The organism is Pyruvatibacter sp., from assembly GCF_040219635.1.
Taxonomy (GTDB): Bacteria; Pseudomonadota; Alphaproteobacteria; order CGMCC-115125; family CGMCC-115125; genus Pyruvatibacter.
This window is the reverse complement of the sequence record NZ_JAVJSC010000003.1, coordinates 801613-827250: the sequence shown is the minus strand read 5'-3', so window position 1 is coordinate 827250 and position 25638 is coordinate 801613. Positions and strand designations below refer to the sequence as shown.

Genomic DNA, 25638 nt, shown 5'->3' with positions numbered 1-25638 from the left:
GCTAAAGGTCCGTTAACTCGACCGCGTCGGCGTCTATTTCATTGCCGAAAAAGATGCGGCCGACGCGGGCAAAGCGCTCCCGTCCATCAGTTGCAATAAACCTTACAGCGCCTTTCTGGTTTGCCGGGGCGGCGGAACCATCTTTGAGTGCAGCAGCCACAGCCTGCGCTGTCGTGCTGGCTGAATCGACAATCGCCACGCCGGCGGGAAGTTCGGCGCGGATGGCGTCCAGCAATACTGGAAAATGCGTGCAGCCGAGCACCAGCGTGTCTGGCTTTTCAGGCCCTGAGAACAACGGCGCGAGATAGGCACGGGCGACCTCACGTGTGACGGCAGTTGATGTCCAGCCTTCCTCTGCGAGTGCCACGAACACGGTTGCCGATGCCTGCACAATTTTTGCGGTTGGGGCGCGGGCGTTGATGGCGCGCGGGTATGCCTCGCCGCGCACGGTGCCTTCCGTGGCGATCACCGCGATATTGCCGGTTTGGCTGGCGGCAACAGCTGCTTCCGCCCCTGGCTCCACCACGCCAATAACCGGCACGGGCGCGAACTGGCCAGCAAGGGCGGATGTCGCCACCGCACTTGCGGTGTTGCACGCAATCACCAGCAACTTGACGTCCTGCGCGATCAGCTTTCGGGCGGCCTGCGACGCATAACGCACAACCGTGTCCGCACTCTTGGTGCCATAGGGAAGGCGGGCTGTGTCGCCCAGATAAATCAGGTTTTCGGCAGGAAGAAGGTCCTTGATCGCGCGCAGCACGGTGATACCGCCGACGCCGCTATCGAAAACGCCGATCGGGCGCGGGTCTGGCATGGTCAGGCCGGGCTGACGAGCGCGGCGGCAATGCTCAAATTGATGAACAGGCTCAACACAACATCGAGGGCCACAAAACCTGCTGCTGTCATTCCCGGCGCACCCAGAATCTCGGTCGCCAGCAGCCAGCGATACCACAGCACGGCAATGACCGTCATGAGGTTGAGAAGAACCGTCAACTCGGCAGGCAAGAACCCTGCCGCATAAAGCAGGAAGGGCGGTGCCATGACGAGCGCCACCAGAAGCGACGACCAGTTGTACACAATGATGTAGGCAACAAACCGTGCACCCAGCCCGAACTGCCGTGTAATGAAGTACATTGCCAACGGATACGCTATCCAGTCGAGGCCAAGTGTCACCATTTCTGACACCAGAAGCACGCCCATGCCGGGGAGCGGTGCTGCCGGCTCGGTGACGAGTTCAGCCGCCATGCGCGCTTCTGCAAGCACGAAAATGAGATAGACCGGCGCGATGAACATGATCGCCCCGAATGAGCGCCAGAACGCGTCCGCCGACAGATCAAAAAACCGGTCTGCTTTGGGGTCTCGCCGGGCAATGGCGATGGACCCTTCAAGCGTGCTGCGGGCTTCGGCGAATGTCGGCATGGCTAGCCTCGCTGTGCGCGTTCGGCGGCAAACTCCGCCGCGTTGGCAAAATAGCCTTCAATGACAGCGTGATAAACTGCGGCCAGTTTTTCAATATCGGCGGCGGGAACGCGCTCATCCACCTTGTGCATGGTCTCGCCCACAAGGCCGAACTCCAGCACCGGGCAGTGGTTCTTGATGAAACGCGCGTCAGAGGTGCCGCCGGTCGTGGACAGATCGGGAGTGCGGCCCGTGATGGTTTCAACGGACCTTGCAACAAGTTCCACAAAGGGGCCGGGCTGCGTTACAAAACTTTCGCCTGAAATTGTGCTTGTCACCTTAAGGGTCGCGTTGCGCTCACGGGCCGCAACAGCCACGGTTTTCTCAATCAGCGCTACCAGACTTGCACCCGTATGCTGATCGTTGAAGCGGATATTTACGCGCGCACGAGCGGATGCCGGAATAACGTTTGTTGCTTCGTTGCCAACATCAACCGTGGTCACTTCAAGGTTTGACGGCTGGAAGTGATCTGTACCCTGATCGAGTTCCAGAGCGTTCAGCGCGCCAAGGGCGGCAATCAGATGCGGCACCGGGTTGTCCGCCAGGTGTGGATAGGCGACGTGGCCCTGTTTGCCGGTGGCGGTAATGACAAAATTGACGCTGCCGCGGCGGCCGATCTTTATCATGTCGCCCAGCGCGTGCGGATTGGTGGGCTCGCCGACAACGCAATGGTCAATTTTCTCATTGTGGCGTTCCAGCCAGTCCAGCATCTTGATGGTGCCATTGACGGCGGGGCCCTCTTCGTCGCCGGTAATGAGGAAGCTGATGGAACCCGCGTTGCTGCCACCATTGCTGCTGTTGGCGTTCACATATTGTGATGCGGCGGATGCAAAGGCTGCGATGGCGCCTTTCATGTCGGCGGCCCCCCTGCCCCACACGATGCCGTTCTCGACGCGTCCATCGAACGGGCCAACCTGCCAGTCAGCAGAGCTACCCACGGGCACAACGTCCGTGTGCCCTGCAAAGCAGAGGTTGGGCGCTGACGTGCCAATGCGGGCGTAGAGGTTATCCACCCGGTCCTCGCCCGCCTCTTCAAACGGCAAGCGATGGCAAACAAAGCCCAGGTTACTGAGTGTCTTTTCAAGCAGATCGAGCGCGCCGCCTTCCGCGGGCGTGACGCTGGGACAGCGGATAAGCGCGGCCGCCAACTCGACAGGGTTGATGCTGGTGGGGTTGCCGGTCAATCGCGCAACAGCTCGTTAATGGAGGTCTTGGAGCGCGTTTGTGCATCCACGCGCTTGACGATGACAGCACAATAGAGGCTTGGGCCTGGCGTGCCGTCAGGAAGTGGCTTGCCGGGCAATGAGCCGGGCACCACAACTGAATAGGCAGGCACCTCGCCCATGAAGATTTCACCCGTGGCGCGGTCAATGATTTTTGTCGATTGGCCGAGGAACACGCCCATGGACAGAACGGAACCCTCTCGCACGATCACGCCTTCGGCCACTTCGGAGCGGGCCCCGATAAAGCAGTTGTCCTCGATGACCACAGGGCTTGCCTGCAACGGCTCCAGCACGCCGCCGATGCCGGCGCCCCCCGAGATGTGGACATCTTTGCCAATCTGAGCGCAGGAGCCGACGGTGGCCCAGGTGTCCACCATGGTGCCCGAGTCCACATAGGCACCCAGATTGACGAACGAAGGCATGAGCACTACGCCGGGCGCAATATAGGCCGAGCGGCGCACGGTGCAGTTGGGCACGGCGCGGAAACCTGCTGCGCGCCACTGGTTGTCGCCCCAGCCTTCAAACTTGCTGGGTACTTTATCCCACCAGGTGGTGCCCTCGCCGGGGCCGCCTTCGATGGGGGCCATGTCGTTGAGGCGGAATGACAGGAGCACGGCCTTTTTCAGCCACTCATGCACCACCCATGTGTCACCCTGTTTTTCAGCCACGCGCTGTTTGCCGCTATCGAGCGCCAGCAACGCGTGATCCACAGCGTCGCGCACCTCGCCACGGGTCGACGTGTTGATGGTGTCGCGGGCGTCAAAGGCTGCGTTGATGGTGGCGGCGAGGTCCAGGCTCATGGGTGAGGTCTCATTTTTGGGCAGATTCAAGGGATGCGCGGGCACGATAGCCGCCGCCCGTTTCCAGTCAAGCCGTGGCGGGCGGCAACAGCCTAAAGCGCTTCGAGAAAGCCGATAAGATTGTCTGTAACATGGTGGACGTGTTCGCCATCGCTGCCATGATGAGCTTTCTCCGTGGCCCATTCCTCGCCGGTATGCACCCATACGGTGCGCATACCAAGCTGATGGGGCACTTCCAGATTACGGGCAATATCTTCAAACATGGCGGCTTTTCGAGCGTTGGCGCTTGAGTGGCCGAGAAAACGACCAAATGCATCCGCATGAGGTTTCGGCACAAAATCGCACGCCGCAATGTCGATGATGGCGTCAAACCTGTTCAGCACGCCCAACTTACCTGCAACATTTTCCGCGTGTCGACGCGAGCCGTTGGTAAAGATGAAACGTTTTCCCGGCAGCCGGGCAAGAGCCTCGTCCAGCGCTTTGCTTTCCTCCACAACGGCAAGATCAATGTCGTGAACGTAATCGAGAAACGGGCCGGGCTTCATGCCGTGTTCGGCCATCAGGCCTGCCAGCGTCGTGCCGTGTTCAACATAAAACTTCTTCTGGATACGGCGCGCCTCGACCCGGTCAACCTGCAGCTCTTTGGCAATGAACGACCCCATGCGCTCATCAATCTGGGCAAACAGGTTGCAATGCGCAGGGTAGAGCGTGTTGTCGAGATCGAAAATCCACGCGTCCACATGGTCGAACTCAGGGTGGCTGATGGTTGCCGCCAAGGATGTGAGTGTGTCTGTCATGCACACGAATGTGGCGCGCGCCCTGCCACTTGGCAACTGGTGTCGAGGCGTTTCATGCGGATTCTGACGGCGGCGGGGAGGTTAATTTCCCATTAGGCACGTCCCGCTAGTCTTGCAGAAGACCGTGGGTTTACTCAGAGGCACGACCAGATGCTGGACTTTCTCAAGCGGCTTACCGGCCCTAACGCGCAGTCGCGCGAGGCGCTGGCCTATGAGGAAGCCCGCACGTTGCTGGAGTCAAAAGACACGAGGGCACGCAGGGCGCTTGCGGCACGCGATGACCTTGAGCCGGAGATGCTGTATTTTCTGGCATCCGACGACGACACGCCTACCCGTGCGCTTGTGGCTGCAAATCCCACAACACCGCATCAGGCCAACCAGAACCTTGCCGACGACGACGAAGAAAGCGTGCGCGCTGAACTCGCAGGCAAGATTGCGCGGCTGCTTCCTGATCTTTCAAAACATGCCACAGAGCAGCTACGCGACCAGACGATAGATCTGATTGAAAAGCTTGCCCGCGACCAGGAACCGCGTGTGCGGGCCATTCTCGCAGAAGAGATAAAGTCGTCCACTTTCGTGCCGCGCGATGTTGTGCGGCTGCTCGCTCATGACAATAAGCTATCCGTATGCGGACCTGTTTTGCGCTATTCGCCACTGCTAAGCGATGCGGACCTTATTGAGTTGATTGCCACAACACAGATCACCGGCGTGATCGAAGCGATTGCCGGGCGCGATACCCTGAGCGCTGATGTTTCCGACGAGGTGGTGGCGTCACTGGATATTCCCGCCGTGGCCACCCTGCTTGCCAACCCAAGCGCACAGATACGAGCCAGCACAATGGAAGAGATTGTGCGAAACGCCGAACAAGTGGCGCAGTGGCACGCGCCGATCACCATGCGTCCTGATCTCTCGATCCGCGCCGTGCGCCGCATTGCACAGTTTGTGGGCCGGGATCTGCTTTTTGGGCTGGCAGACAGGCTGGGTCTTGATGACGAAACAAGGCGGTTGCTCTCAGGTCGCCTGCATGACCGGCTGGAGAAAACACCTGAATCGCAGACGCAGGCCACAGCGGCAAAGATTGTTCAGCGCGCCCGCGAGCAGGGCCGCCTCGATGCAGGCTTTGTTTCAGAGGCAGCTGAAGCCGGACTAGGCGAGCAGGTGGCGCTGGCACTGACGATGTTGTCAGGGCTTGGTCTTGCCGATGTGCGCCGGGTGCTGGCGTCGGGCAACGGCAAGGCTGTGACGTCGCTGGTGTGGCGTGCGCGTTTGCCGATGCGGGTTTCGGTTCTGATCCAGACACATGTGATGCATCTCACGCCGCCGGCGTTGTTGCCTGCGCGCGGGGGCAGTGACTTTCCCATGAGTGACGAAGAGATGACGCGGCTGCTCGACTATTTCGGGCTTGCTGCATAAAGCCTGTGTTAGCACGCAAGGCTAGCGAAGGCGCATGGTGTAGGTTTCAGCGCCCGACACATCCACTTCCTGAAACGGCACTTCATCATAGCCGCGGGCCGCGCAGTTGGTACGTCCGCCGATGAAAAATCGCGTGGGCTTGGTGCAGAATGTTCTGTCGCCACCCCACACCAGCGGTACGCTGTTGCGGGTTGCTATCTCGCCATTTTCGCCCACAGCTTCCGCATACGCATAATATACCGGCTGATCCAGCGCGCTTGTCATGGCGGGTGCGCAGTTGCCTGCAGGCACACGTATCCAGCCCGACGAGCGCCATTCGTCAGACTGGCGGTAGCCGATGGCCGCCCAAACAAGAAGCTGGGTGTCGTTGCAAAAGTGAAAGCCGCTGCGGCGCTGGCGACGTTCGCCCGCCGCCTCAAGCGCTGCAAAAAGCGTGGCGTTCACCTCACCTGATGCCGCGAGGCCGTTTGCGGCCTGAAACTCCTTGATAGCGCGCGTGGTGCGGCCGCCTGAGAAACCATCTACCGCGCCGGCTTCATAGCCCAGTTCGCGCAACAAACGCTGGGCGCCGGCAATACGGGCGCGCTTGTTATCAAAGTTGCCACTTTCCGCAAATGTTGCCGTCCACTCGGCCCTGCCCTGGGTGTCTATCCGCGCAAACTCTACTTTTTGAAGACCGCGCTGCGTGCAGCCGTTAGCGCTGACAAAATCAAAATCACCGGTATCAATACACAGCATCCGGTCACCGGATGTGAGTCGGCGGCTTGCCCCATGAGCCTGCCGGGTGCGGGCGAAGGCAAAATACTCGCCCTCACCAAGCGCGCCGGACACCACCTCCCTGCACTGGCCGGGATTAAGCTTGACCCAGCCCCTGACCCGCCAGCCGCCCTCCACCTCCTGCGCGCTTGCCGCGTCGAGCAGATAGCTGGAGCGATTGCAGAACTCCAGCGCAGCGTGTGCAGGGGCAGATATCATCAGTGCACAGAGGAAAAATGCCAGAGCAGCAGCGCCAATATGGAGAGCCCTAGCCAATGAGTGACCCCGCACCGTGTTCGGTGAACAGCTCCAGCAACACCGCATGAGGGACGCGCCCATCAAGAATAACGGCCGCCTCGGTTCCCGCCGCGCGCGCCGCAAGGCAGGTTTCGATCTTGGGGATCATGCCGCCCGATATTGTCCCATCCTCGATGAACCGCTGCGCGTCTGCGGGCGTGATGTTGGTGAGGAGATTGCCGTCTTTGTCCAGCACACCGCGCACATCTGTCAGCATCAGCAAGCGCTTGGCGTTGAGTGCGCCAGCGATGGCCCCGGCGGCTGTATCTGCGTTGATGTTGTATGTGTCACCCTCAATGGACACACCTATGGGCGCAATCACCGGAATAAGGTCGGAGCCGAGCAGAACCTTGAGCACATCCGGATTGATCTGCGCCGGTTCACCGACGAAGCCAAGATCGAGAACATTTTCGATGTTGCTGTCGGTATCGCGCACGGTTTTCGTGACCTTGCTGGCGACGATCAACCGTCCATCCTTGCCGGACAGACCCACAGCCTTGCCGCCCGCCTGATTGATGGCGGTCACGACCTCGCCATTGATCTTGCCGGACAGGACCATTTCAACCACTTCAACGGTGGCTTCATCGGTCACACGCAGGCCGCCCTTGAACTCGCTTTCAATGGCCAGTCGCTCAAGCATGGACCCTATCTGCGGGCCACCGCCATGCACAACGATCACGTCGATGCCGACCTGTTTGAGCAGCACAATGTCGCGGGCAAACTGCGCCGCCAAAAGGGCGTCGCCCATCGCGTGGCCACCGTATTTCACGACCACCACTTCGTTCTCGTAGCGCTGCATATAGGGTAGCGCTTCTGAAAGGATGTGGGCTTTTTCAAGCCATTCCTCAGCGGTTTTGTCTGTCATTGCGCGGATGTCCGCCATCTGGGTCCGGGTTGGTTTGTTCGTTTCGGGCGGTTTTCTGGACGACCGCTGTCTTTCTATAGCGAAACACACCGCGTTCGGCCAACAGGCGATGCTTAAAGGACGTTAATGCTCGCGTAGCTGCGCGACCGCAGAGCGGACGTCTTCCAGCCCCGCACCCGTGCGCGACGCTGTCACCAGCACCTGGGGAAATGCGGCCACATGTTTACGGATGATTTCTTCGGTCTTTGCAATTACGGCTTCAAGCTCGTCGCGTTTTGGCTTGTCGGCCTTGGTAAGCACCACCTGGTAGGACACGGCGGCGGTGTCCATCAACGTGAAAATCTCCTCATCATTGGCTTTGACGCCGTGGCGGCTGTCGATCAGCACAAAGACCCGACGCAGGGATGCGCGCCCCGCCAGATAGCGGGTGATGAGCGATGTCCAGGTGCGGACTTTCGATTTGCTTTCGCGGGCATACCCATAGCCCGGCAAATCCACCAGATAGACGCTGTCAGGATCCTGAGCGGGAAGTGCAAAGAAATTGATTTCCTGGGTGCGGCCGGGTGTGTTGGATGTGCGTGCCAGGTCCTTGCGGTTGGTCAACGCGTTGATGAGGCTTGATTTTCCCACGTTGGAGCGTCCGGCAAAGGCAAACTCAGGCCGGTCGCCGGGGGGCAAGCCATCCACGTTGACCACGCCTTTGACGAACGCAACGGGCTGAGCAAACAGCAGGCGGCCTGCTTCAGTCAGCCGGGCGGCTTCTGCCTCGTCGCTGTTCGCCATCAAACCGCTTTCCTCAGGAGGCGTCTTTGCCGCCGCCGGTACGCGCCTTGATGCGCTTGGTCAGCCACTCAAAGTCCTGACCCCATTCAGGCGACACACCCTGACGGCGCATGATGATGTATTGCTGCAAAATCGACAGGGCGTTGTTCCACGTCCAGTAGATGACCAGACCGGCAGGGAATGTTGCCAGAACGAAGGTAAAGATGATCGGCATCCAGCGGAAAATCTGCTGCTGGATTTCATCCGTCGGTGCCGGGTTCATCTTCATCTGAAGATACATCGTGACACCCATCAGCACCGGCCAGATGCCGATGGTGAGGAAGGCAGGCGTATCCCACGGGATCAAGCCGAACAGGTTGAAAACCGATGTGGGGTCCTGTGCCGACAGATCGTTGATCCAGCCGAAGAACGGCGCATGGCGCATTTCGATGGTAACAAACAGCACCTTGTAGAGCGCGAAGAACACCGGAATCTGGATCAGGATGGGCAGGCAGCCTGCAAGCGGATTTACCTTCTCGCGCTTGTACAGCTCCATCAGTTCCTGTTGCTGCTTTTGCTTGTCGTCGGCAAAGCGCTCGCGGATTTTCATCATGTCCGGCTGCACTTTTTTCATCTTGCTCATGGCCACGTAGGACGTGTTGGCAAGGGGGAAGAAAACGAGCTTGATGAGAACCGTCAGCACAAGGATGGCCACACCGAAGTTGCCGACCATGCCCTGAATATAAAGCAGCGCCAGAAACAGCGGCTTGGTAATGAAGTAGAACCAGCCCCAGTCGATGGCGAGTTCAAAGTTGGTGATGCCGTACTGCGCCTCGTAGCCGTCCACGATCTCGACTACTTTAGCGCCGGCAAAGAGCCGGTCAGTGGCCGTCACCGTGCCGCCTGCGGGTACCACCAACGGGTCACGCAGGAAATCAGCCTGATACACATCCTGGCCCCGCACCGGTGTGTCTGAGAACGACACGCGACTTTCCGTGGACTGGTCTGGCACCAGTGCCGTCATCCAGTATTTGTCGGTGATGCCGAGCCAGCCGCCGGACGTGCGGGAGCGCAGGGCGCCTGTGTCCTGCAGGTCGTCGTAATCAAGCTCCTGCAAACCGTCCGCATCCGGAAAATAGCCAATGAGGCCTTCATGCAAAATCCAGATGCCTTCGGTTTCCGGCGTGCCTGTGCGGGCAACCAGGCCATAGGGGAAAAGCGTGAGAGCTTCGCCGGTGTTGTTTTCCACCGTCTGTTCGATGGTGAACATGTATTTGTCATCGAGCGAGATGGTCTTGCGGAAGATGACGCCTTCGCCGTTGTTGTAGGCAAGCGTGACCGGCGTTTGCGGCGTCAGTGTGCTGGATGTTTCAGCCGTCCACAGCGTGTCGCTTTTTGGCAGCGTTACGTCGGCAGATGCAGGCGCTGTCCAGCCAAACTCGGCGTAGTACGGTCTCTCGGAGCCACGCGGCGACAGCAGCACAATTTCCGGGCTCGTGGGGTCAACCGTCTGGCGATACTGCTTGAGCTGCAGATCATCAATGCGCGCACCTACAAGTGAGATCGACCCGTCAACGCGCGGGCTGTCCAGAATGATGCGCGGTGACTGCTCAAGGGCAAGTGCGCGCGGCAGCACGGCACGGGCAGCAGCACCGCCGGGCAATGCGGCGGGCTCATCAACAACTGGGGCCGAGCCTGCAACACCGGCCATGTCATTTGTGGGGACGGGGGCTGTGCCCGCAGTGCCTGCCGAAACGCTTTCGCCGGATGCGGGATCGACGCTCTGGCCGGCAGTCTGGCGGTCCGCTGCGGGATCAGGCGGCGTAATGAAAAAGTACTGCCAGCCCACAAGGACGGCGACGCACATGATAGCGGCGAGGATAAAATTACGATTTTCGTCGGTCATCGGCGTTGTGCGTCTCGTGCATTATGAGGGGATGACGGGTCATCAGACAGTTTTCAGACAGGCGATATGTGTGCAGTCGGGGCCTTGGCGCCCCCATGCAGCTTTGCCAGTGCCCGCTCATAATCGGTGAGCAGCAGGGCGAACGGCCGGGTGAGCGTGCCAGCACGCCCGATAACTACATAATCACGGCCCGGAAGGCCATAGCGTGGCAGTGTCGCATCCGCTGCCGCGCGCAGCCGACGCTTGGCGCGGTTGCGGACAACCGCATTGCCAACCTTTTTTGTGACGGTAAAGCCGATGCGAAAAGGGGCTTCAGGCGCTTCGGGCCGGGCGCGCATTTGCATCACCAGACCAGGCATGGCCACACGTCTGGCGCGGGCGGCCTTGAGAAAATCCGCCCGGCGCGTCAGGCGCTCAATCATTTTTTGATCCGACGTTATGCCAAAATTGGCCGGTATCAGCCAAAAAGGGCTTTGCCTTTAGGCAGAAAGCACCTTGCGGCCCTTGGCGCGGCGGCGCTGCAGCACCTTGCGGCCATTCTTGGTGGCAAGGCGGGCGCGAAAGCCGTGACGGCGCTTACGCACGAGGCGGCTTGGCTGAAATGTGCGTTTCACGGCATAAAACTCCGGTCTTAGCCCCGAAAATCGGGGAAAATTCACGATGGGCGGGCACAACCGCCAATTTTTGCCGCACGCGAGCAGATTAAGCGCCGCGCGCAGGCCAGCGGGCGTTGGACACATGCCCAACCGCTGTAAGCGGCGGGTTTTAAGGAAGCTGCAGGGGCTTGTCAATCAGTCGGCCACCAATGGCTGCTGGTTTCGCAGCCATGGACGCGCAAAGACTGCATACGTACTTCACTTTAGGGAACGCCCGTTCACAAGCGCGCGATGCGGGGTTTTACAGACCGGTTACATGGGCCAGTTAGGGCGCGACACGCATACCCCCTATGCTTTGCACACCTCCGCGAAGGATCAAACCCGATGCCCGCTCCATCCATGATGCATGAGGCCCCGTATATGGGGAGAGCTTTCACCCTCGTCACCGGCATGGTTGTGTTGGCGATAGCCCTGCTTGCCGGGCCCAAGCCAGCCGATGCCGCCGACCTTGCCGACATTTTCAAAGGCCACGATGCCATGAGCACAAAAACCGTTGACCACAGCGGGTGGGCAGACCTGTTGTCCACCTATGTATCAGCCTCCAGCGACGGGCTGACGCGTGTGGATTATGCAGCGTTGGGCGCCAACAAGGCAGATAGTCAAAAGCTCAGCGCATATATTGACCTGCTTCAGGACACGAAGGTGTCGGCGCTCAACCGCGACGAGCAATACGCTTTTTGGGTCAATCTGTATAACGCGGTGACAGTAGAGGTTATCCTGGATCACTACCCGGTCGCCTCGATCCGCGACATTGGCATTTCACCGGGTCTGTTTTCCACCGGTCCATGGGGCAAGAAGCTGGTGACCGTTGAGGGCGAAGACCTGTCGCTGGACAACATCGAGCACGATATTCTGCGCAAGGTGTGGGATGAACCGCGCGTGCATTACGCCGTCAACTGCGCATCCTATGGCTGCCCGAACCTGGCACTGAAGCCTTTCACCGGCAAAACACTGGAAGCGATGCTTGAGGCGGCGGCCGTTGGCTATGTCAATCATCCGCGCGGTGTTTCGTTTGATGGCGACCGGCTGACCATCTCGAAGATCTACGACTGGTACGGCAAGGACTTTGGCTCTTCAAACGCCCAACTGCTTGAGAGTATTGCGCAGCACGCCAAACCGGCGCTTGCCAAAAAGCTCAGGGCCCATACAGGCCGCATCCGCTATGCCTATGACTGGTCACTCAACGACACGGCAAACGCACCGGAAGGGTCAGACAGCTAGGCTCTTTTTCATATTCTCATCTGCGGGGGACAACGCGATGACTGACAACAACGAAACGGACAATAAGAAGACCCAAGGGACAAAGGGCTTCAGCCTTGGGCGCTCGCTGCCACTTATCATTCTGGCGTCCCTCATCGCGCTGGCGTTCTATTTTGATCTGCATACGTATCTTTCATTGCAGACGGTAGCAGAGAACCGTGAAGCACTTACGGGCTTTGTTGCGGCCAACATTCTGGTCGCCATTCTTGCCTTCATTGGCATCTATGTGGTGGTGGTTGCGCTGTCGCTGCCCGGTGGCGCTCTGATGACCATTACCAGCGGTTTTCTGTTCGGGCCGTGGCTGGGCGGGCTGGTGGCCGTTATCGGAGCCACCATCGGCGCGACGATCATTTTCCTCATTGCCAAAACATCTTTTGGTGAGCCGCTGGCCGCGCGGGCCGGGCCGTGGCTTGAAAAGCTGCGCGACGGATTTCGGAAAGATGCGCTGTCTTATCTGCTGTTCCTGCGACTGGTCCCCGCCTTTCCATTCTGGCTCGTGAACCTTGCGCCTGCCGTTCTGGGCGTGGGCCTTGGCACTTACGCAATCGGCACATTCGTGGGCATCATTCCCGGCACATTCGCCTTTGCCTTTGTGGGAGCGGGCCTTGACTCAATCATTGAAGCGCAGCAGGCGTCGTTTGATGCATGTGTTGCTGCACAAGGTACCGACGGCGGGTGCAGCTTTGCGCTTGATCCCGGTTCACTCCTGACACCTGAAATACTCCTCGCTTTTGCAGCGCTGGGTGTGGTCGCATTGATCCCCGTTGCCATCCGCCGCATCCGCGACCGCAAAAACGCCTCTTAAGGACACGTCACATGAAAAAGATCTCAACAGATATCTGCGTTATTGGAGCAGGTTCAGGCGGGCTGTCGGTGGCTGCAGGCGCGGTACAGATGGGTGCCAGGGTGGTGCTGATCGAGGCTGGTGAGATGGGCGGCGACTGCCTGAACTATGGCTGCGTGCCATCAAAAGCGTTGCTGGCGGCAGGCAAGCACGCGCATATGTTTGGCCACTCCGAGGCGTTTGGCATTGCGGCTGCTGTTCCGCAGGTGGATTTCAAGAAGGTGCATGACCACGTCAAGGACGTGATTGCCACCATCGCCCCGATCGACAGTCAGGAACGGTTTGAAGGTCTGGGTGTCACGGTCATTCGTGAGTTTGCAAAGTTCAAGGATGCCCGCACGGTTGTGGCGGGTGAGACGGAAATCACTGCCAGGCGGATTGTGGTGGCCACCGGGTCCAGCCCGATGGAGCCGCCGATCCCCGGCCTCGACAGCGTGCCGTTCTTTACCAACGAAACCATCTTCGACAATGAAGTTCTGCCGGAGCATCTGATTGTGATCGGTGGTGGGCCGATCGGCATGGAAATGAGCCAGGCGCACCGGCGGTTGGGTGCGAAAGTGACCACGCTGGAAGGCGGCACGGCGCTGGGCAAGGACGACCCGGAGCTTACGGCCATCGTCAAAAGGCGGCTGGTGGAAGAAGGCATTGATTTGCGTGAGAACGCCATGGTTCAGCGTATTGAAAAAGCTGATAGCGGCGTTCGGGTGGTCTTTGAAAAGGATGGCCGAGAGCAAAATGTCGAAGGGTCGCATCTGCTGCTGGCAGTTGGGCGTGCCGCCAACGTAAACGGGCTTGAACTTGAAAAGGCCGGCATTGAGTACAGCCGCCGTGGCATCACCGTGGATGAGCGTCTGCGCACCACCAACAAGAAAGTGTTTGCCATTGGCGATGTATCCGGCGGGCTGCAATTCACGCATGTGGCCGGCTATCACGCAGGCATTGTCATCCGCAATGCGTTGTTCAAGTTGCCTGCGAAGGCTGACCATTCGGCTGTGCCTTGGGTGACCTACACGGACCCGGAAATGGCGCATGTGGGGCTGACTGAAGCGCAGGCCCGTGACGCACATGGCGACAAGGCGCGCGTGCTGCACTGGGGCTTCGACGAGAATGACCGCGCACAAGCAGAGCGCCGCACCGAAGGCCTCATCAAGGTGATGACCAACCCCAAGGGTGTTGTGATCGGCGCGTCGATTGTGGGAGCCGGTGCGGGAGACCTGCTGGCACCATGGATTCTGGCTGTTGGTCAGAAGCAGAAGATAGGCACCATGGCGCAATTCATTGCGCCTTACCCGACCATGACGGAAGTGTCCAAGCGCGCGGCAGGCTCCTACTATACCGGCACGCTGTACAGCCCGCGCACCCGCTTTGTGGTTCGGCTGCTGATGCGGCTGTTTGGCTGAAACAACGCCTGCGTGGAGGTGGTGCATAAATGGCGGATGAGACGTCACACAATACGGGAGAAGACACTCTTCCCCTCCCTGTGACACGTCCATCAACGCGGTTGCGCCGGGCGCTACCCAACTGGCTGGCGCGACGCTTGTCAGCACAGCTTCTGGTGCTCACCGTTTTGTTTGTGATGATCGCGGAAGTGCTGATCTATGTCCCGTCGATTGCCAATTTTCGCGCCAACTGGCTGATGGACCGGGTGAATGCGGCGCAACTTGCCACGCTGGCTGTGGAGGCCGCCGCTGAACAGGGCGTGATGCCGGAGCTTGAAGCGGAGCTGTTGCAAAACGCCGAGGTAAAGGCTGTGGCGCTCAAGCGAGACAACCGCCGCGAACTGCTGCTGGCAAGCCCGATGCCCGGCATGGTGGCAGCGCGCTTTGACCTGCGCACCGCCGGGCCGCTAACGCTGATCATGGATGCATTCGACACATTGTTGTTTGGTGGCAACCGGACCATTGCGGTTGCTGCCGAGCCGCGGTTTGGCGGCGGCGAGTTCATTGAAATTGTTATTGATGAAGCTCCGCTGCGGCAGGCGCTGGTTGCTTTTTCCGGCAATATCCTGGCGCTGTCGATTTTCATCTCTGTTATTACGGCCGCGCTGGTTTTCCTGGCACTCAACCGTGTGCTTGTGCAGCCGATGATGCGCATGTCGGAGAACATGGTGCGGTTCCGTCAGTACCCGGAGGATGCCTCGCGCGTGATGGTGCCCTCCGGGCGGCGCGACGAGATTGGCACTGCCGAGCGCGAACTGGCCGAAATGCAGGGCGATATTCGCCAGGCATTGCGCCAAAAAACCCGGCTTGCCGCATTGGGCACGGCAGTGAGCAAGATCAACCACGACCTGCGCAACATTCTGGCAAGCGCTCAACTTATTTCAGATCGCCTGAGTGGTGTTGATGATCCGCAGGTGCAAAAGCTCGCGCCGCGTCTGTTTTCCTCAATTGACCGTGCCATTGCACTGGCGACCGACACCATGAAGTTCGGCAAGGCGGAAGAGGCACCGCCGCGCAAGCAGCATATATTGCTCAAAGCGCTGGCAGATGAAGTGGCGGAAGCCGTGCTTCCCGCCGAACAGACGCGCATCAGGACGGATATTGACATTGATCCATCTGAAACCATTTTCGCTGACCCGGATCAGATGTTCCGTGTACTGCTTAATCTGGCACGCAACGCGGTGCAGGCGATGGACGATACGGACGGGGATGGCGGCACGCTTACCATTGCCTGCGAGATGGTTGATGGCGGCGGGCGGCTGATGATCGCAGATACCGGCCCCGGCCTGTCAGAGACCGCACGCGATCATTTGTTCGAGCCATTTACTGGCAGCGCACGCAAGGGTGGCACTGGTCTTGGCATGGCTGTGGCCGCTGATCTGGTGCGTGCCCACGGCGGCACCATCAAGCTGCACGAAACACGCCCCGGCCGCACGGTTTTCCACATTTATCTGCCGCCAGAAGGTGGCGGACCTGATGGCAGTCATGCAGCCGTGCGCGGTGGTTTCGCCGGGGCGCTGGATGTTAAATCCGGCGCATGAGTTGGGATCCACAAATCTATCTGGCCTTTGACGACCACCGAACACGGCCGGCCATCGAGCTTCTGGCCCGTGTGCGCCATGCAGCACCGCGCACGATTGTTGACCTTGGCTGCGGACCGGGCAATTCGACAGCTTTACTGGCGGACCGCTGGCCGGATGCCACCCTGACAGGCCTGGACAGCTCGCCTGAGATGCTTGAGAGGGCTCAAACATCCGGCGTTTCGGCAGACTGGCTTGAAGCGGATATCAATACATGGAAAGCCGCCTGTCCGCCGGACGTGATTTTTTCCAACGCCGCGCTGCAATGGCTTGACCGCCATGATGTGCTTTTCGCGCGGATGGTGGCGCAGCTTGCTCCCGGTGGCGTATTGGCGGTGCAGATGCCGCGTAATTTCGATGCACCCAGCCATACGCTGCTGCGCGATACGGTTACCGAGTGGTGCGCGGCGACGGGCGATCCGTCGCTTGCAGCGCTTGTGCGTCACGATCCCGTCGCAGCGCCGCAGGTGTATCACCGGATGCTGGCGCCCCTTGTCGCGCGCACCGACATTTGGGAAACCACCTACACACAGGTTCTGAGCGGCGACGATGCGGTGCTGGCATGGACCAGCGCAACTGCGCTCATGCCGTTTACATCAGCCCTGCACGGCACCGCACGCGATGATTTTGTGGGCCTGTACCGGGACAAACTTGCAGATGCCTATCCGCGCGAGCCTGATGGGACCACGCTGTTTGCGTTCAAACGCATTTTCATTGTGGCTGCGCTTTAAAGCCCGGCCGCCGGCCTATGGTGCATTGCAACCAAGCGCGTGGTCTGCGACCCTTGGCTTTCTTGATTTTCCGGCCCCTTTCTAAATGGTTGCAAGCGTCTCCATGTCCACACTTGATCTCGGCGTTATCGGCAACAGCAGCTATGGCGCACTCATAGACCCGCGCGGACGTGTGGTCTGGTCTTGCCTGCCGCGCTTTGACGGTGACCCGGTGTTCTGCGACCTTCTGAATGGCGGCGACAATGCCGTTGAAGAAGGCGAGATCGGCTTCTGGGATGTGTTGCTTGCGGGCTTTACACGCTCGGAACAGCACTACGAACGCAACACCGCCATTCTCAAGACCCGGCTGTTTGACGACGACGGCAATGCGGTTGAGATAACTGACTTTGCCCCGCGCTACATGAATCTGGGGCGCATGTTCCGGCCCGTCGCCATCATGCGCCGTCTGCGCCCCATCGCGGGCACGCCACGCATTACCATCCGCCTGCGGCCTCGCTTTAACTGGGGGGCACGCCAGCCGGATGTGAGTTATGGGTCCAACCATATCCGCTATTTCCACACCGCCCAGACGTTGCGCCTCAACACCAACGCCCCGCTGCCCTACGTGATGGATGAAGTTCCGTTTCTGCTGGAAGAACCGGTGGACATGATGCTGGGGCCTGACGAGCCGCTGGCCGGTAGCCTGCGCGAGACTGCCAATATCTTTGAGGAACGCACAGCAGACTACTGGCGCACCTGGGTGCGGCGGCTGGCGCTGCCACTTGAGTGGCAGGAGGCGGTTATCCGCGCGGCGATTACGCTCAAGATGTGCACCTATGAAGAGACCGGGGCAATTATTGCTGCAATGACCACATCTGTGCCGGAAGCAGCCGGCACCCAGCGCAACTGGGATTATCGCTATTGCTGGTTGCGCGACGCGTTTTTTGTGGTTCGCGCGCTCAACTCACTCTCCGAAGTGGAGACGATGGAGAATTATCTGCGTTACCTGCACAACATTGTAGGCGAGGCGAACGCGCATTTGCAGCCGGTGTGGGGCATCAGCCGCGAAGCGCACCTTGTGGAGCGTGAAATCACATCGTTGTCGGGCTATCGCGGCATGGGGCCGGTGCGCGTAGGCAATCAGGCCTACGAACATTTTCAACACGACGTATATGGCAATGTTGTGCTGGCGGCGGCGCAGTCGTTTCTGGATGAGCGGCTGTTCAAACCGGGCACGGCTGAAAACTTCCAGCGGCTTGAGCATATGGGCGAGCTGGCTTTCAAAAATCACGACGAGCCTGACGCGGGCATGTGGGAACTTCGCACCCGCGCACGGGTTCATACATCGTCCAGCCTCATGTGCTGGGCGGCGTGTGACCGGCTGGCAAAAATTGCGCGTCACATGGGCTTCACAGATCGCGCCGCATACTGGCAGGAGCGGGCGGACACGATCCACCACACCATTACAACAAAGGCATGGAACCCTGAGATGAATGGCGGCAAAGGTGCGTTTGCTGAAAGCTTTGGTGGAAAAGGCGTGGAAGCCGGCCTGCTGCTGATGGCGGAAGTGGGCTTTCTCAAGCCGGACGATGACCGGTTTTTGAAGACGCTGGATTCCATCGAGAAAACGCTGCGGCGCGGCAAGCACATGTACCGTTATGCGGAAGCCGACGACTTTGGCGAACCGGAGACAGCCTTCAACATCTGCACCTTCTGGTACATTGATGCGTTGGCGCGCGTGGGGCGCACGGACGAAGCACGGGAGATTTTTGAAGAGATGCTGAGCGCGCGCAATGCGCTTGGTCTGCTGTCCGAAGATACCGAGGTGAAAACCGGCGAGCTGTGGGGCAATTACCCGCAAACCTATTCGCTGGTGGGCATCATCAACGCTGCCATGCGCCTGTCACGCAACTGGGAGGAAGCGGTATGAGCCGGCTTGTTGTTGTGTCCAATCGTGTGGGGCCAATCGACGACGCAAAGCGGGCTGGCGGCCTAGCCATTGCGCTGGTTGAAGCGCTCAAGACATCCGGCGGGGTTTGGTTTGGCTGGACTGGCGAGGTGACGCCTGAACCGGACACACGACTGAAACTTGAATCAGCAGGACCATTGACGCTCGCAACCGTTGATCTGTCTGCGGATGATTATGAAGACTACTACAACGGGTTTGCAAACAGTTCACTGTGGCCGCTGTTTCACTTCCGTACCGGCCTTGTGCAATATGACCGGCAGAACTTTGAAGGCTATGAGCGCGTCAATGCGAGCTTTGCAAAAACACTGATGCCGCTGTTGCAGCAGGATGATCTGATCTGGGTGCATGACTATCATTTTTTGCTGTTCGCCGAAGAACTCCGCAAGCTGGGCTGCACACGCCCGATCGGGCATTTTTTGCACATCCCGTTTCCGCCGCGCGAATTGCTGACGACGCTTCCCCACCACGAGCAACTGGTGAAGGCGCTGTTTGCTTTCGACATACTGGGCTTCCAGACCGAACATGACCGCGACCGGTTTTTTGATTATGTACGCATGGAAGTGGGCGGCAGCGTGCTGGGCGACAAGGCGCGGTGCTTTGGCCGCACGGTGACGGCGCGGCACTTCCCCATCGGCATTGATGCTGCAACCTTCAAGGAGTTTGCAACATCAGACGAAGGCCAGAAACAGTTCACCTCGATGCGCGACATGCTGCGCGGTCGCAAGCAGATCATCGGGGTGGACCGGCTGGACTATACCAAGGGCCTGCCGGAACGCTTCAATGCGTTTGAACGGTTGCTTGAGGACTATCCTGAAAAACGCGGTGAGGTCAGTCTGTTGCAGGTGGCACCGCCATCACGCTCGGAGGTGACTGAGTATCAGGACCTGCGCGCCGATCTTGAAGGTATGGCCGGGCATGTAAACGGGCGCTTTGCCGAGTTCAACTGGACGCCGATCCGCTACCTCAACCGCTCATTTGCGCGCCAGGCGCTGGCGGGGCTGTATCGCGCCAGCCATGTGGGGCTGGTGACACCGCTGCGCGACGGCATGAACCTTGTTGCCAAGGAATATGTGGCCGCACAGGATGCGGATGACCCCGGCGTGCTGGTTCTGTCGCGCTTTGCGGGCGCCGCCAAGCAGCTGACTGACGCGGTAATCGTCAACCCTTATGATGTGCAGGGCATGGCTGATGCCCTGGCGCAGGCACTGGACATGCCACTTGACGAGCGTCGGCAACGGCATCAGGCGCTGTTGAAGAATATTTCCGAAGAAGACATCGACCACTGGCGCACCACATTCATTGCTGCGCTGGGCAGCGTCGAAAATGCGGGCATTACCGGCGGCAGCATTCATGCGGACCGCCCGGACCGTAACGGCAATGTTGCCTGAATGACGCGGCGCGATGACCTGCCTGCGCTGGTGGCTGATATTGGCGGCACCCATGCGCGCTTTTCGCTCGTGCAGCCTCGCGCTGTGCGCGCGGATGAGCCGGTGGTTTTGATGACGGCGCTCTACCCCACCCTGCAGGACGCATTGAAAGCGTTTTTGGATCAAAAGGGCGTAACCGAACTTGGCGGCGCGGCACTGTGCGCGGCGGGGCCGGTTGAGGGCGAGGCAGGTATGGCGTCCATCGCCATGACCAACTGCCCATGGGTTGTGGATACCGCGACGATTACGGATGCAACAGGTGTTGCAGAACCCATGCTGGTCAATGACTTTACCGCCGTTGCCCTGTCGTTGCCGCATCTGACCAGTGATGACTACACGCAGATTGGCGGCGGCACGGCAGCACGCGGCGCGCCGATGGCGGTACTTGGACCTGGAACAGGCCTTGGCGTATCCGCATTAATACCCACCGGCACGGGCCGGTATGTGCCGCTGTCGGGGGAAGGCGGGCATGTGTCGCTGGCTCCGGGCAACGAGCGCGAAATCTCGGTTTTGTTTCAGTTGATGCAGACCCACGGCCATGTGTCGGCGGAGCGTATTTTGTGCGGGCCGGGGCTTGAGGAGCTTTATGGAGCCCTTGGCGCGCTCACCGGGTCGGCCGAAATCGGCAGGCCAACGGCGGCCGACATCGCACGCATGGCCGGGGATGGGACATCGCCCCTGGCACGGGAGACCATTGAGGTTTTCACCGGGCAGCTTGGCGCGGTCGCGGGTGACCTGGCGCTGACGCTTGGTGCGCGCGGGGGCGTCTTTCTCGCAGGCGGTATTCTGCCGCGCTGGGGATCCTTGCTTGATGAACGGTTGCTGCGGCACAGGTTTGAAGCAAAGGGACGGTTCAAGAGCTACCTTGCGGACATCCCGATCCTTTTGATTACGGCCAAGGATGTGGCGCTGACCGGGCTTGCGTCACTGGTGCGCGCCTAGTCGAGAACGACGCCTTCACGGCGCGGGTCAGCTCCGCCTTCCAGCTTACCGCCCACAATGCGAATGCCGTGCAGGCCGCTGGTGATTTCCTTGACCTCTACCGTATGGCCGCGCGCACGCAAGCCCGCCGCCAGCGTTGCAAGCGGTGTATTTTCTTCCAGCTCCAGCACAGTGTTGCGGTGAACGTGACGGGGCATATTGATTGCCTCCTGCATCGTCATGTTCCAATCGAGAATGCCGATCAGCGTTTGTGCGACGAAGGCAATGATGCGACTGCCGCCCGGCGACCCCACCAGCGCGTATAGCTCTCCGTTTTCATCAAGCACAACCATGGGTGACATTGAGGAGCGCGGGCGCTTGCCGGGTTCGGGCCTGTTGGCGATCAGCCTGCCGTCTTTCTCAGGCACAAACGAAAAATCCGTAAGCTGATTATTCAGCAAGAACCCGCCAACCATCAGGTGGCTGCCAAAAGGCGCCTCGATGGACGTAGTCATCGATACGGCATGGCCCCAGCGGTCGCGGATTGAAAAATGCGATGTTGAGTGCGCCGGCTTTGGTGCCGTCGGGGCCAAAGATGCATCCGCGCCTGCAGGACGGCCTGCTTTCAGTGGCTCGGCGCTGGTCGTTTCATCGGGATGAATTAACCGGCTGCGCAGGCGCAGATACGCACGGTCGATCATGCCTTCCAGCGGCACGTCCACAAAGTCAGGGTCGGCCAGGAACAGATCACGGTCCGCATACGCCAGCCTGCTGGCTTCGGAAATCAGATGGATGGCCCCCGCCGACTGGTGCGGCGCACCGGCCATATAGAAGCTTTCAAGCAGGCCCAGTATCTGCAGCACCGTTGTGCCGCCTGATGTGGGCGGCGGCGCGCCACAGACGGTGTAGATGCGGTAGGGCGCGCAGACGGGCTCGCGCTTTGTCGGTGTGTACGACGCCATGTCGTCGGCCGTCATGATGCCGGGGCTGACCGGCGCGTTGTTGACGGCGTCCAAGATCTGGTCGGCAATGGGGCCTTCATAAAATGCGCGCGGGCCTTGCTCCGCCAGAATGCGCAGCGTCTGCGCATAGTCGGGGTTGCGCAGCACGGTTCCGACCTGCAGCGGGACGGGCGCGCCATCTGCTGTTTCGGGCGGTGTAAAAAAATAGCTGCTGGTGCCCGGCATACGGGGCAGCGCGGGAGACCAGTTGATGAGTTTATTGAGGCGGGGTGTGACTTCAAAGCCGCCTTCTGCCAGCCGGATTGCCGGGGCGAACAGATCTGGCCAGGCAAGCCGCCCATGTTCGGCGTGGGCTTCCGCCAGCATTGCCACAACACCCGGCACACCAACGGCGTGGCCACCGACCACGGCTTCTATGAAGCCCATGGGGGTGCCGTCGGCTTTGAGAAAATGGCTCGGCGTTACACTGGCCGGCGCGGTTTCCCGCCCGTCCCATGTTTCAACTTTCTTGGTGTCGTCATTCCAATAGACTAAAAACGCGCCGCCGCCGATGCCGCTTGATTGCGGCTCCACCAGCGTCAGCACAAGCTGCACGGCTATGGCTGCATCAACCGCAGAGCCGCCCGCCTCAAGCATTTCAAGACCCGCAGCACTGGCCAACGGGTGTGCTGCGCTGACCATGTGAACCGGGCGCGGCGTCAAAGCCGCAGTCAGCAAGACACCGATTGCGGCAAAGCCCAGCAATGAACCAAGCAAGGTAAGGAAAAGTTTCAGGCGGGCCATTTTCTGCTTTCGGGTGTGTGCGCGCAAGGCAGGGAACAGGCGGGGTCGCACAATAGCGGGGCGACCGACGACTATGCCAGCATCAATATGCACAGATCCGGGATTTCGCGGGCGCGCTTTGCTCAGCACTACACTTTGCGCGCATACTGACCGCGTATTATCGCGGGCCTTAACCGCATATTTCCCGTCAGCGAGACCTCATGAGCACGCAGATATTTTCTCCCGGTCCATTGAACCTGATTACAGATGTCGAAGGCATTCATGTCGGGCAGGCGGAAGACACCGGCGCGCGATCCGGTGTCACGGTGGTGGTACCCACGGGTCGGGCGATCGCGGCTGTTGATGTGCGTGGCGGCGGGCCGGGCACGCGCGAAACGGACCTGCTGTCGGCTGAGTGTCTGGTGGACGCGGTGGACGCGGTGGTCTTGTCCGGCGGGTCCGTCTATGGGCTTGAGGCGGCGTCAGGGGTTGCGGCATGGCTTGGCGCGCGCGGGCGCGGCTTTACCTTCAACTCGACGCATCTGGTCGCGCCGATTGTACCCCAGGCTATTCTGTTTGATCTGACAAATGGCGGCGACAAGGACTGGGGTGAGACACCGCCCTATCGCACGCTGGGCATACAGGCCTTGCAGAATGCGGGCACGGCCTTTGCGCTTGGCAACGCCGGTGCGGGGCTTGGGGCGCGGGCGGGCGCACTGAAAGGCGGCATCGGCAGTGCTTCTGTTGCTGCACCGGCGGGATTTACTGTGGGTGCGCTCGCGGCCAGCAACCCATTTGGCTCAACGGTGATGCCGGGCAGTGCGCGGTTCTGGGCAGCGCCTTTTGAAAAAGCAAACGAACTTGGCGGGCAGAGCCGGCATGGCACACCGGATCCGCTCCCCGATGATCCTTATACGGACAGCAAGCTGGGCGCGTCGCCCGGCATGAACACGACCATCGGCGTTGTGGCGACGGATGCAGCGCTGACGCCCGCTGAAACGCGGCGCATTGCGATGATGGCGCAGGATGGCTATGCCCGCGCCGTACGGCCCGTTCATACGCCTTTTGATGGTGACATTGTGTTCGCGCTTTCCACCGGCACCCGCGCCCTGCCCGATGAACCGGGACGTCCGGCCATGGTTGCCATGCTGGGGGCGCTTGCAGCCGACACACTGGCGCGCGCTGTGGCGCGCGGTGTGTATGAAGCGCGCACGCTGGGCGAGGCGCAGGCTTACCGGGATGTATTCGGGGTTTAACCGCCCGCACCAAAAACGACCGGTGCAAGGAATGTCGCCAGCAGCGCGATCAGTACGATGCCGATGATGTTAAGGGCAAACCCTGCGCGCATCATTTGCGGCACCGTGACGTAGCCTGAGGCAAACACAATGGCGTTTGGCGGTGTGGCCACCGGCAACATGAAAGCACAGGACGCAGCCAGCACCGCCGCTACCGCCAACACCATGGGGGCATGGCCGGTTGCTTCCGCAATGGCGGCAATGACCGGAAGCAGGGCTGCGACAGTTGCCGTATTGCTGGTGAGTTCGGTGAGGAAAATCACCATTGCGGCTATGGCGAGGACGAAGACGATCAAAGGCAACCATGCAAGGCCGCTCAGCCCGTTACCCAGGGCGGCCGCAAGGCCTGTGTGCGAAAATGCGCCAGCCAGCGCCAGTCCACCGCCAAACAAAATCAACACGTCCCACGAAATCCGCCGGGCGTGCTCCCAGTCGAGCAGGCGTGTGCCGTCTTCCAATGGCGCACTGTCACGGTGAACCTTGCCTGCGGGGATCAGGAACAGGGCCAGCGCACCAGCCACTGCAATACCGCTGTCTGACAGGCCCCCGAGCAAAGGCAGATCATCAAGCAGCGGACGCACAAGCCATAGACCGGCCATGCACGCAAAAACCACTGCCACCCGCTTTTCAGCTGACGACATTTTTCCCATGGCGGCGAGTTGGTCCTGCACCACCTGATGGCCTTGGGCGGCTTCGTCGGCGGTGTGGGCAAGGTCGAACCGATAAACGACTTTGGTCAGCAGCAACCAGATCAGCGGCAGCATGATGATGACCAGCGGCATGGCCACAATCATCCAGCCGACGAACGAAATCTCGATGCCATATTGCTGCGCGAAGAAAGCAGCAAACAGGGCATTTGGCGGCGTGCCAACCAGTGTCGCCAGCCCGCCAACGCTGGCGGAGTAGGCAATGGCCAGCATGGTGGCGAGGCCGAACCGCTGTGTGTCGGTATGCGAGGCGTGCGGGCTGTTGAGAATGATTACCGACACCACTGACGCTGCAATCGGCAGCATCATGATGGTGGTTGCGGTGTTGGAGACCCACATGCTCAAAAACGCCGTGGCAGCCATGAAGCCTGCAATCAGCCTGCTTGGCTCGGCCCCCGCGCGCACGGCGATGGCAAGCGCGATACGACGATGCAGATCCCACCGCTGCATGGCCTGCGCGACCAGAAACCCGCCCATGAACAAGAAGATCAGCGGATGGGCGTAGGACGCGGCCGTAGGGCGAAAATCATGTACGCCCAGCAATGGAAACGCGACCAGCGGCACCAGCGCCGTTGCCGCCAGCGGCAGGGCTTCGGTTGCCCACCACACCGCCATCAGCGCCGCGACCGCAAGCGTCAGCCATGCGGGCTCACTTATGTTTTCAGGGGGGCCTACGACAACAATGACTGCAAAAGCTGCAATGCCGCCCCACAAACCGGCACGCCGGTGATGGGGCTGCGGACGCCCCTCGGCGGCGGCGTCCTGCATGGCCTCATGGTCGAGAGTATTGGACGGCGTATCCGGTCGGTCAGACATGCCCCACCTGCTA

General features: G+C 60.2%; 23 protein-coding genes. 10 read left to right on the top strand and 13 right to left on the bottom strand.

Annotated features, from left to right (window positions below):
* Position 1 precedes the first annotated feature (1 nt).
* From murI to RIB87_RS07360, 5 genes are all read right to left on the bottom strand, one after another.
* On the bottom strand, positions 2–814 hold the full coding sequence (gene murI, locus RIB87_RS07380) for a glutamate racemase (RefSeq protein WP_350145092.1): 813 nt from the start codon (positions 812–814) through the stop codon (positions 2–4).
* Between the two features lie 2 nt (positions 815–816).
* Entirely contained in the window at positions 817–1419 is a 603-nt protein-coding gene (locus RIB87_RS07375) for a hypothetical protein (protein WP_350145090.1), read from the bottom strand.
* Between the two features lie 2 nt (positions 1420–1421).
* Positions 1422–2642, bottom strand: a complete 1221-nt coding sequence (gene dapE, locus RIB87_RS07370; RefSeq protein ID WP_350145088.1) for a succinyl-diaminopimelate desuccinylase — start codon at positions 2640–2642, stop codon at positions 1422–1424.
* A complete protein-coding gene (dapD, locus tag RIB87_RS07365) occupies positions 2639–3481 on the bottom strand; it encodes a 2,3,4,5-tetrahydropyridine-2,6-dicarboxylate N-succinyltransferase (protein WP_350145086.1) in 843 nt (280 codons plus the stop codon). The genes dapE and dapD overlap by 4 nt, the downstream gene beginning before the upstream one ends.
* Positions 3482–3573: 92 nt before the next feature.
* Positions 3574–4278, bottom strand: coding sequence for a pyrimidine 5'-nucleotidase (locus tag RIB87_RS07360; protein ID WP_350145084.1), 705 nt, complete (start codon positions 4276–4278; stop codon positions 3574–3576).
* Between the two features lie 150 nt (positions 4279–4428).
* Here RIB87_RS07360 and RIB87_RS07355 point away from each other — a divergent pair, with 150 nt between their 5' ends.
* Positions 4429–5691: a DUF2336 domain-containing protein gene (locus tag RIB87_RS07355; RefSeq protein WP_350145082.1), complete on the top strand. Its 1263-nt coding sequence runs from the start codon at positions 4429–4431 to the stop codon at positions 5689–5691.
* Positions 5692–5712: 21 nt separating this feature from the next.
* On the opposite strand, the gene RIB87_RS07350 is transcribed toward RIB87_RS07355, so the two are convergent.
* The 6 genes from RIB87_RS07350 to rpmH form a co-directional block, all read right to left on the bottom strand.
* On the bottom strand, positions 5713–6666 hold the full coding sequence (locus RIB87_RS07350; RefSeq protein ID WP_350145079.1) for a DUF1036 domain-containing protein: 954 nt from the start codon (positions 6664–6666) through the stop codon (positions 5713–5715).
* Between the two features lie 49 nt (positions 6667–6715).
* Entirely contained in the window at positions 6716–7609 is an 894-nt protein-coding gene (gene argB, locus RIB87_RS07345; RefSeq protein WP_350145076.1) for an acetylglutamate kinase, read from the bottom strand.
* Positions 7610–7732: 123 nt separating this feature from the next.
* A complete protein-coding gene (yihA, locus tag RIB87_RS07340) occupies positions 7733–8392 on the bottom strand; it encodes a ribosome biogenesis GTP-binding protein YihA/YsxC (protein ID WP_350145074.1) in 660 nt (219 codons plus the stop codon).
* A 13-nt stretch (positions 8393–8405) separates the two neighbouring features.
* Positions 8406–10277, bottom strand: a complete 1872-nt coding sequence (gene yidC, locus RIB87_RS07335; RefSeq protein WP_350145071.1) for a membrane protein insertase YidC — start codon at positions 10275–10277, stop codon at positions 8406–8408.
* Between the two features lie 53 nt (positions 10278–10330).
* Complete coding sequence (rnpA, locus tag RIB87_RS07330; RefSeq protein ID WP_350145069.1) at positions 10331–10699, bottom strand: ribonuclease P protein component; 369 nt, start codon at positions 10697–10699, stop codon at positions 10331–10333.
* 57 nt (positions 10700–10756) lie between these two features.
* Positions 10757–10891 (bottom strand): 50S ribosomal protein L34, encoded by a 135-nt coding sequence (rpmH, locus tag RIB87_RS07325; RefSeq protein ID WP_350145067.1) that lies wholly within the window; start codon positions 10889–10891, stop codon positions 10757–10759.
* Between the two features lie 366 nt (positions 10892–11257).
* Between rpmH and RIB87_RS07320 the strand changes: the two genes are divergently transcribed.
* The 8 genes from RIB87_RS07320 to glk all read left to right on the top strand — a co-directional run bounded on the left by RIB87_RS07320 (position 11258) and on the right by glk (position 21104).
* A complete protein-coding gene (locus RIB87_RS07320) occupies positions 11258–12154 on the top strand; it encodes a DUF547 domain-containing protein (RefSeq protein ID WP_350145065.1) in 897 nt (298 codons plus the stop codon).
* A gap of 37 nt (positions 12155–12191) precedes the next feature.
* Positions 12192–12998 (top strand): TVP38/TMEM64 family protein, encoded by an 807-nt coding sequence (locus RIB87_RS07315; protein ID WP_350145063.1) that lies wholly within the window; start codon positions 12192–12194, stop codon positions 12996–12998.
* Between the two features lie 11 nt (positions 12999–13009).
* Positions 13010–14437 carry a dihydrolipoyl dehydrogenase family protein gene (locus tag RIB87_RS07310; protein ID WP_350145061.1) on the top strand — a complete coding sequence of 476 codons (1428 nt, stop codon included), beginning with the start codon at positions 13010–13012 and terminating at the stop codon, positions 14435–14437.
* Between the two features lie 80 nt (positions 14438–14517).
* Positions 14518–16017: an ATP-binding protein gene (locus tag RIB87_RS07305; RefSeq protein WP_350145059.1), complete on the top strand. Its 1500-nt coding sequence runs from the start codon at positions 14518–14520 to the stop codon at positions 16015–16017.
* Positions 16014–16787 (top strand): methyltransferase domain-containing protein, encoded by a 774-nt coding sequence (locus RIB87_RS07300; protein WP_350145057.1) that lies wholly within the window; start codon positions 16014–16016, stop codon positions 16785–16787. Before RIB87_RS07305 ends, RIB87_RS07300 begins: the two co-directional genes overlap by 4 nt.
* 103 nt (positions 16788–16890) lie before the next feature.
* A complete protein-coding gene (locus tag RIB87_RS07295; RefSeq protein ID WP_350145055.1) occupies positions 16891–18696 on the top strand; it encodes a glycoside hydrolase family 15 protein in 1806 nt (601 codons plus the stop codon).
* Positions 18693–20123, top strand: a complete 1431-nt coding sequence (otsA, locus tag RIB87_RS07290; RefSeq protein ID WP_350145053.1) for an alpha,alpha-trehalose-phosphate synthase (UDP-forming) — start codon at positions 18693–18695, stop codon at positions 20121–20123. The genes RIB87_RS07295 and otsA overlap by 4 nt, the downstream gene beginning before the upstream one ends.
* A complete protein-coding gene (gene glk, locus RIB87_RS07285; protein WP_350145051.1) occupies positions 20124–21104 on the top strand; it encodes a glucokinase in 981 nt (326 codons plus the stop codon).
* On the opposite strand, the gene ggt is transcribed toward glk, so the two are convergent.
* Positions 21101–22828, bottom strand: coding sequence for a gamma-glutamyltransferase (gene ggt, locus RIB87_RS07280; protein WP_350145049.1), 1728 nt, complete (start codon positions 22826–22828; stop codon positions 21101–21103). The genes glk and ggt overlap by 4 nt on opposite strands.
* 200 nt (positions 22829–23028) lie before the next feature.
* Here ggt and RIB87_RS07275 point away from each other — a divergent pair, with 200 nt between their 5' ends.
* On the top strand, positions 23029–24063 hold the full coding sequence (locus RIB87_RS07275) for a P1 family peptidase (protein WP_350145047.1): 1035 nt from the start codon (positions 23029–23031) through the stop codon (positions 24061–24063).
* Here the strand turns inward: RIB87_RS07275 and RIB87_RS07270 are convergent.
* Entirely contained in the window at positions 24060–25625 is a 1566-nt protein-coding gene (locus RIB87_RS07270) for an SLC13 family permease (protein WP_350145045.1), read from the bottom strand. The two genes, RIB87_RS07275 and RIB87_RS07270, sit on opposite strands and share 4 nt — an antisense overlap.
* Between the last annotated feature and the right edge of the window lie 13 nt (positions 25626–25638).

Bases quoted from the DNA above. Each gene is read 5' to 3' on its own strand.
- RIB87_RS07350 (WP_350145079.1), bottom strand. From the start codon at position 6,666: ATGATATCTGCCCCTGCACACGCTGCGCTGGAGTTCTGCAATCGCTCC.
- ggt (WP_350145049.1), bottom strand. From the start codon at position 22,828: ATGGCCCGCCTGAAACTTTTCCTTACCTTGCTTGGTTCATTGCTGGGC.
- yihA (WP_350145074.1), bottom strand. From the start codon at position 8,392: ATGGCGAACAGCGACGAGGCAGAAGCCGCCCGGCTGACTGAAGCAGGC.
- RIB87_RS07310 (WP_350145061.1), top strand. From the start codon at position 13,010: ATGAAAAAGATCTCAACAGATATCTGCGTTATTGGAGCAGGTTCAGGC.
- glk (WP_350145051.1), top strand. From the start codon at position 20,124: ATGACGCGGCGCGATGACCTGCCTGCGCTGGTGGCTGATATTGGCGGC.
- RIB87_RS07375 (WP_350145090.1), bottom strand. From the start codon at position 1,419: ATGCCGACATTCGCCGAAGCCCGCAGCACGCTTGAAGGGTCCATCGCC.
- argB (WP_350145076.1), bottom strand. From the start codon at position 7,609: ATGACAGACAAAACCGCTGAGGAATGGCTTGAAAAAGCCCACATCCTT.
- RIB87_RS07320 (WP_350145065.1), top strand. From the start codon at position 11,258: ATGCCCGCTCCATCCATGATGCATGAGGCCCCGTATATGGGGAGAGCT.
- rnpA (WP_350145069.1), bottom strand. From the start codon at position 10,699: ATGATTGAGCGCCTGACGCGCCGGGCGGATTTTCTCAAGGCCGCCCGC.
- RIB87_RS07360 (WP_350145084.1), bottom strand. From the start codon at position 4,278: ATGACAGACACACTCACATCCTTGGCGGCAACCATCAGCCACCCTGAG.
- murI (WP_350145092.1), bottom strand. From the start codon at position 814: ATGCCAGACCCGCGCCCGATCGGCGTTTTCGATAGCGGCGTCGGCGGT.
- RIB87_RS07295 (WP_350145055.1), top strand. From the start codon at position 16,891: ATGTCCACACTTGATCTCGGCGTTATCGGCAACAGCAGCTATGGCGCA.
- RIB87_RS07300 (WP_350145057.1), top strand. From the start codon at position 16,014: ATGAGTTGGGATCCACAAATCTATCTGGCCTTTGACGACCACCGAACA.
- RIB87_RS07355 (WP_350145082.1), top strand. From the start codon at position 4,429: ATGCTGGACTTTCTCAAGCGGCTTACCGGCCCTAACGCGCAGTCGCGC.
- yidC (WP_350145071.1), bottom strand. From the start codon at position 10,277: ATGACCGACGAAAATCGTAATTTTATCCTCGCCGCTATCATGTGCGTC.
- RIB87_RS07270 (WP_350145045.1), bottom strand. From the start codon at position 25,625: ATGTCTGACCGACCGGATACGCCGTCCAATACTCTCGACCATGAGGCC.
- RIB87_RS07315 (WP_350145063.1), top strand. From the start codon at position 12,192: ATGACTGACAACAACGAAACGGACAATAAGAAGACCCAAGGGACAAAG.
- dapD (WP_350145086.1), bottom strand. From the start codon at position 3,481: ATGAGCCTGGACCTCGCCGCCACCATCAACGCAGCCTTTGACGCCCGC.
- RIB87_RS07275 (WP_350145047.1), top strand. From the start codon at position 23,029: ATGAGCACGCAGATATTTTCTCCCGGTCCATTGAACCTGATTACAGAT.
- otsA (WP_350145053.1), top strand. From the start codon at position 18,693: ATGAGCCGGCTTGTTGTTGTGTCCAATCGTGTGGGGCCAATCGACGAC.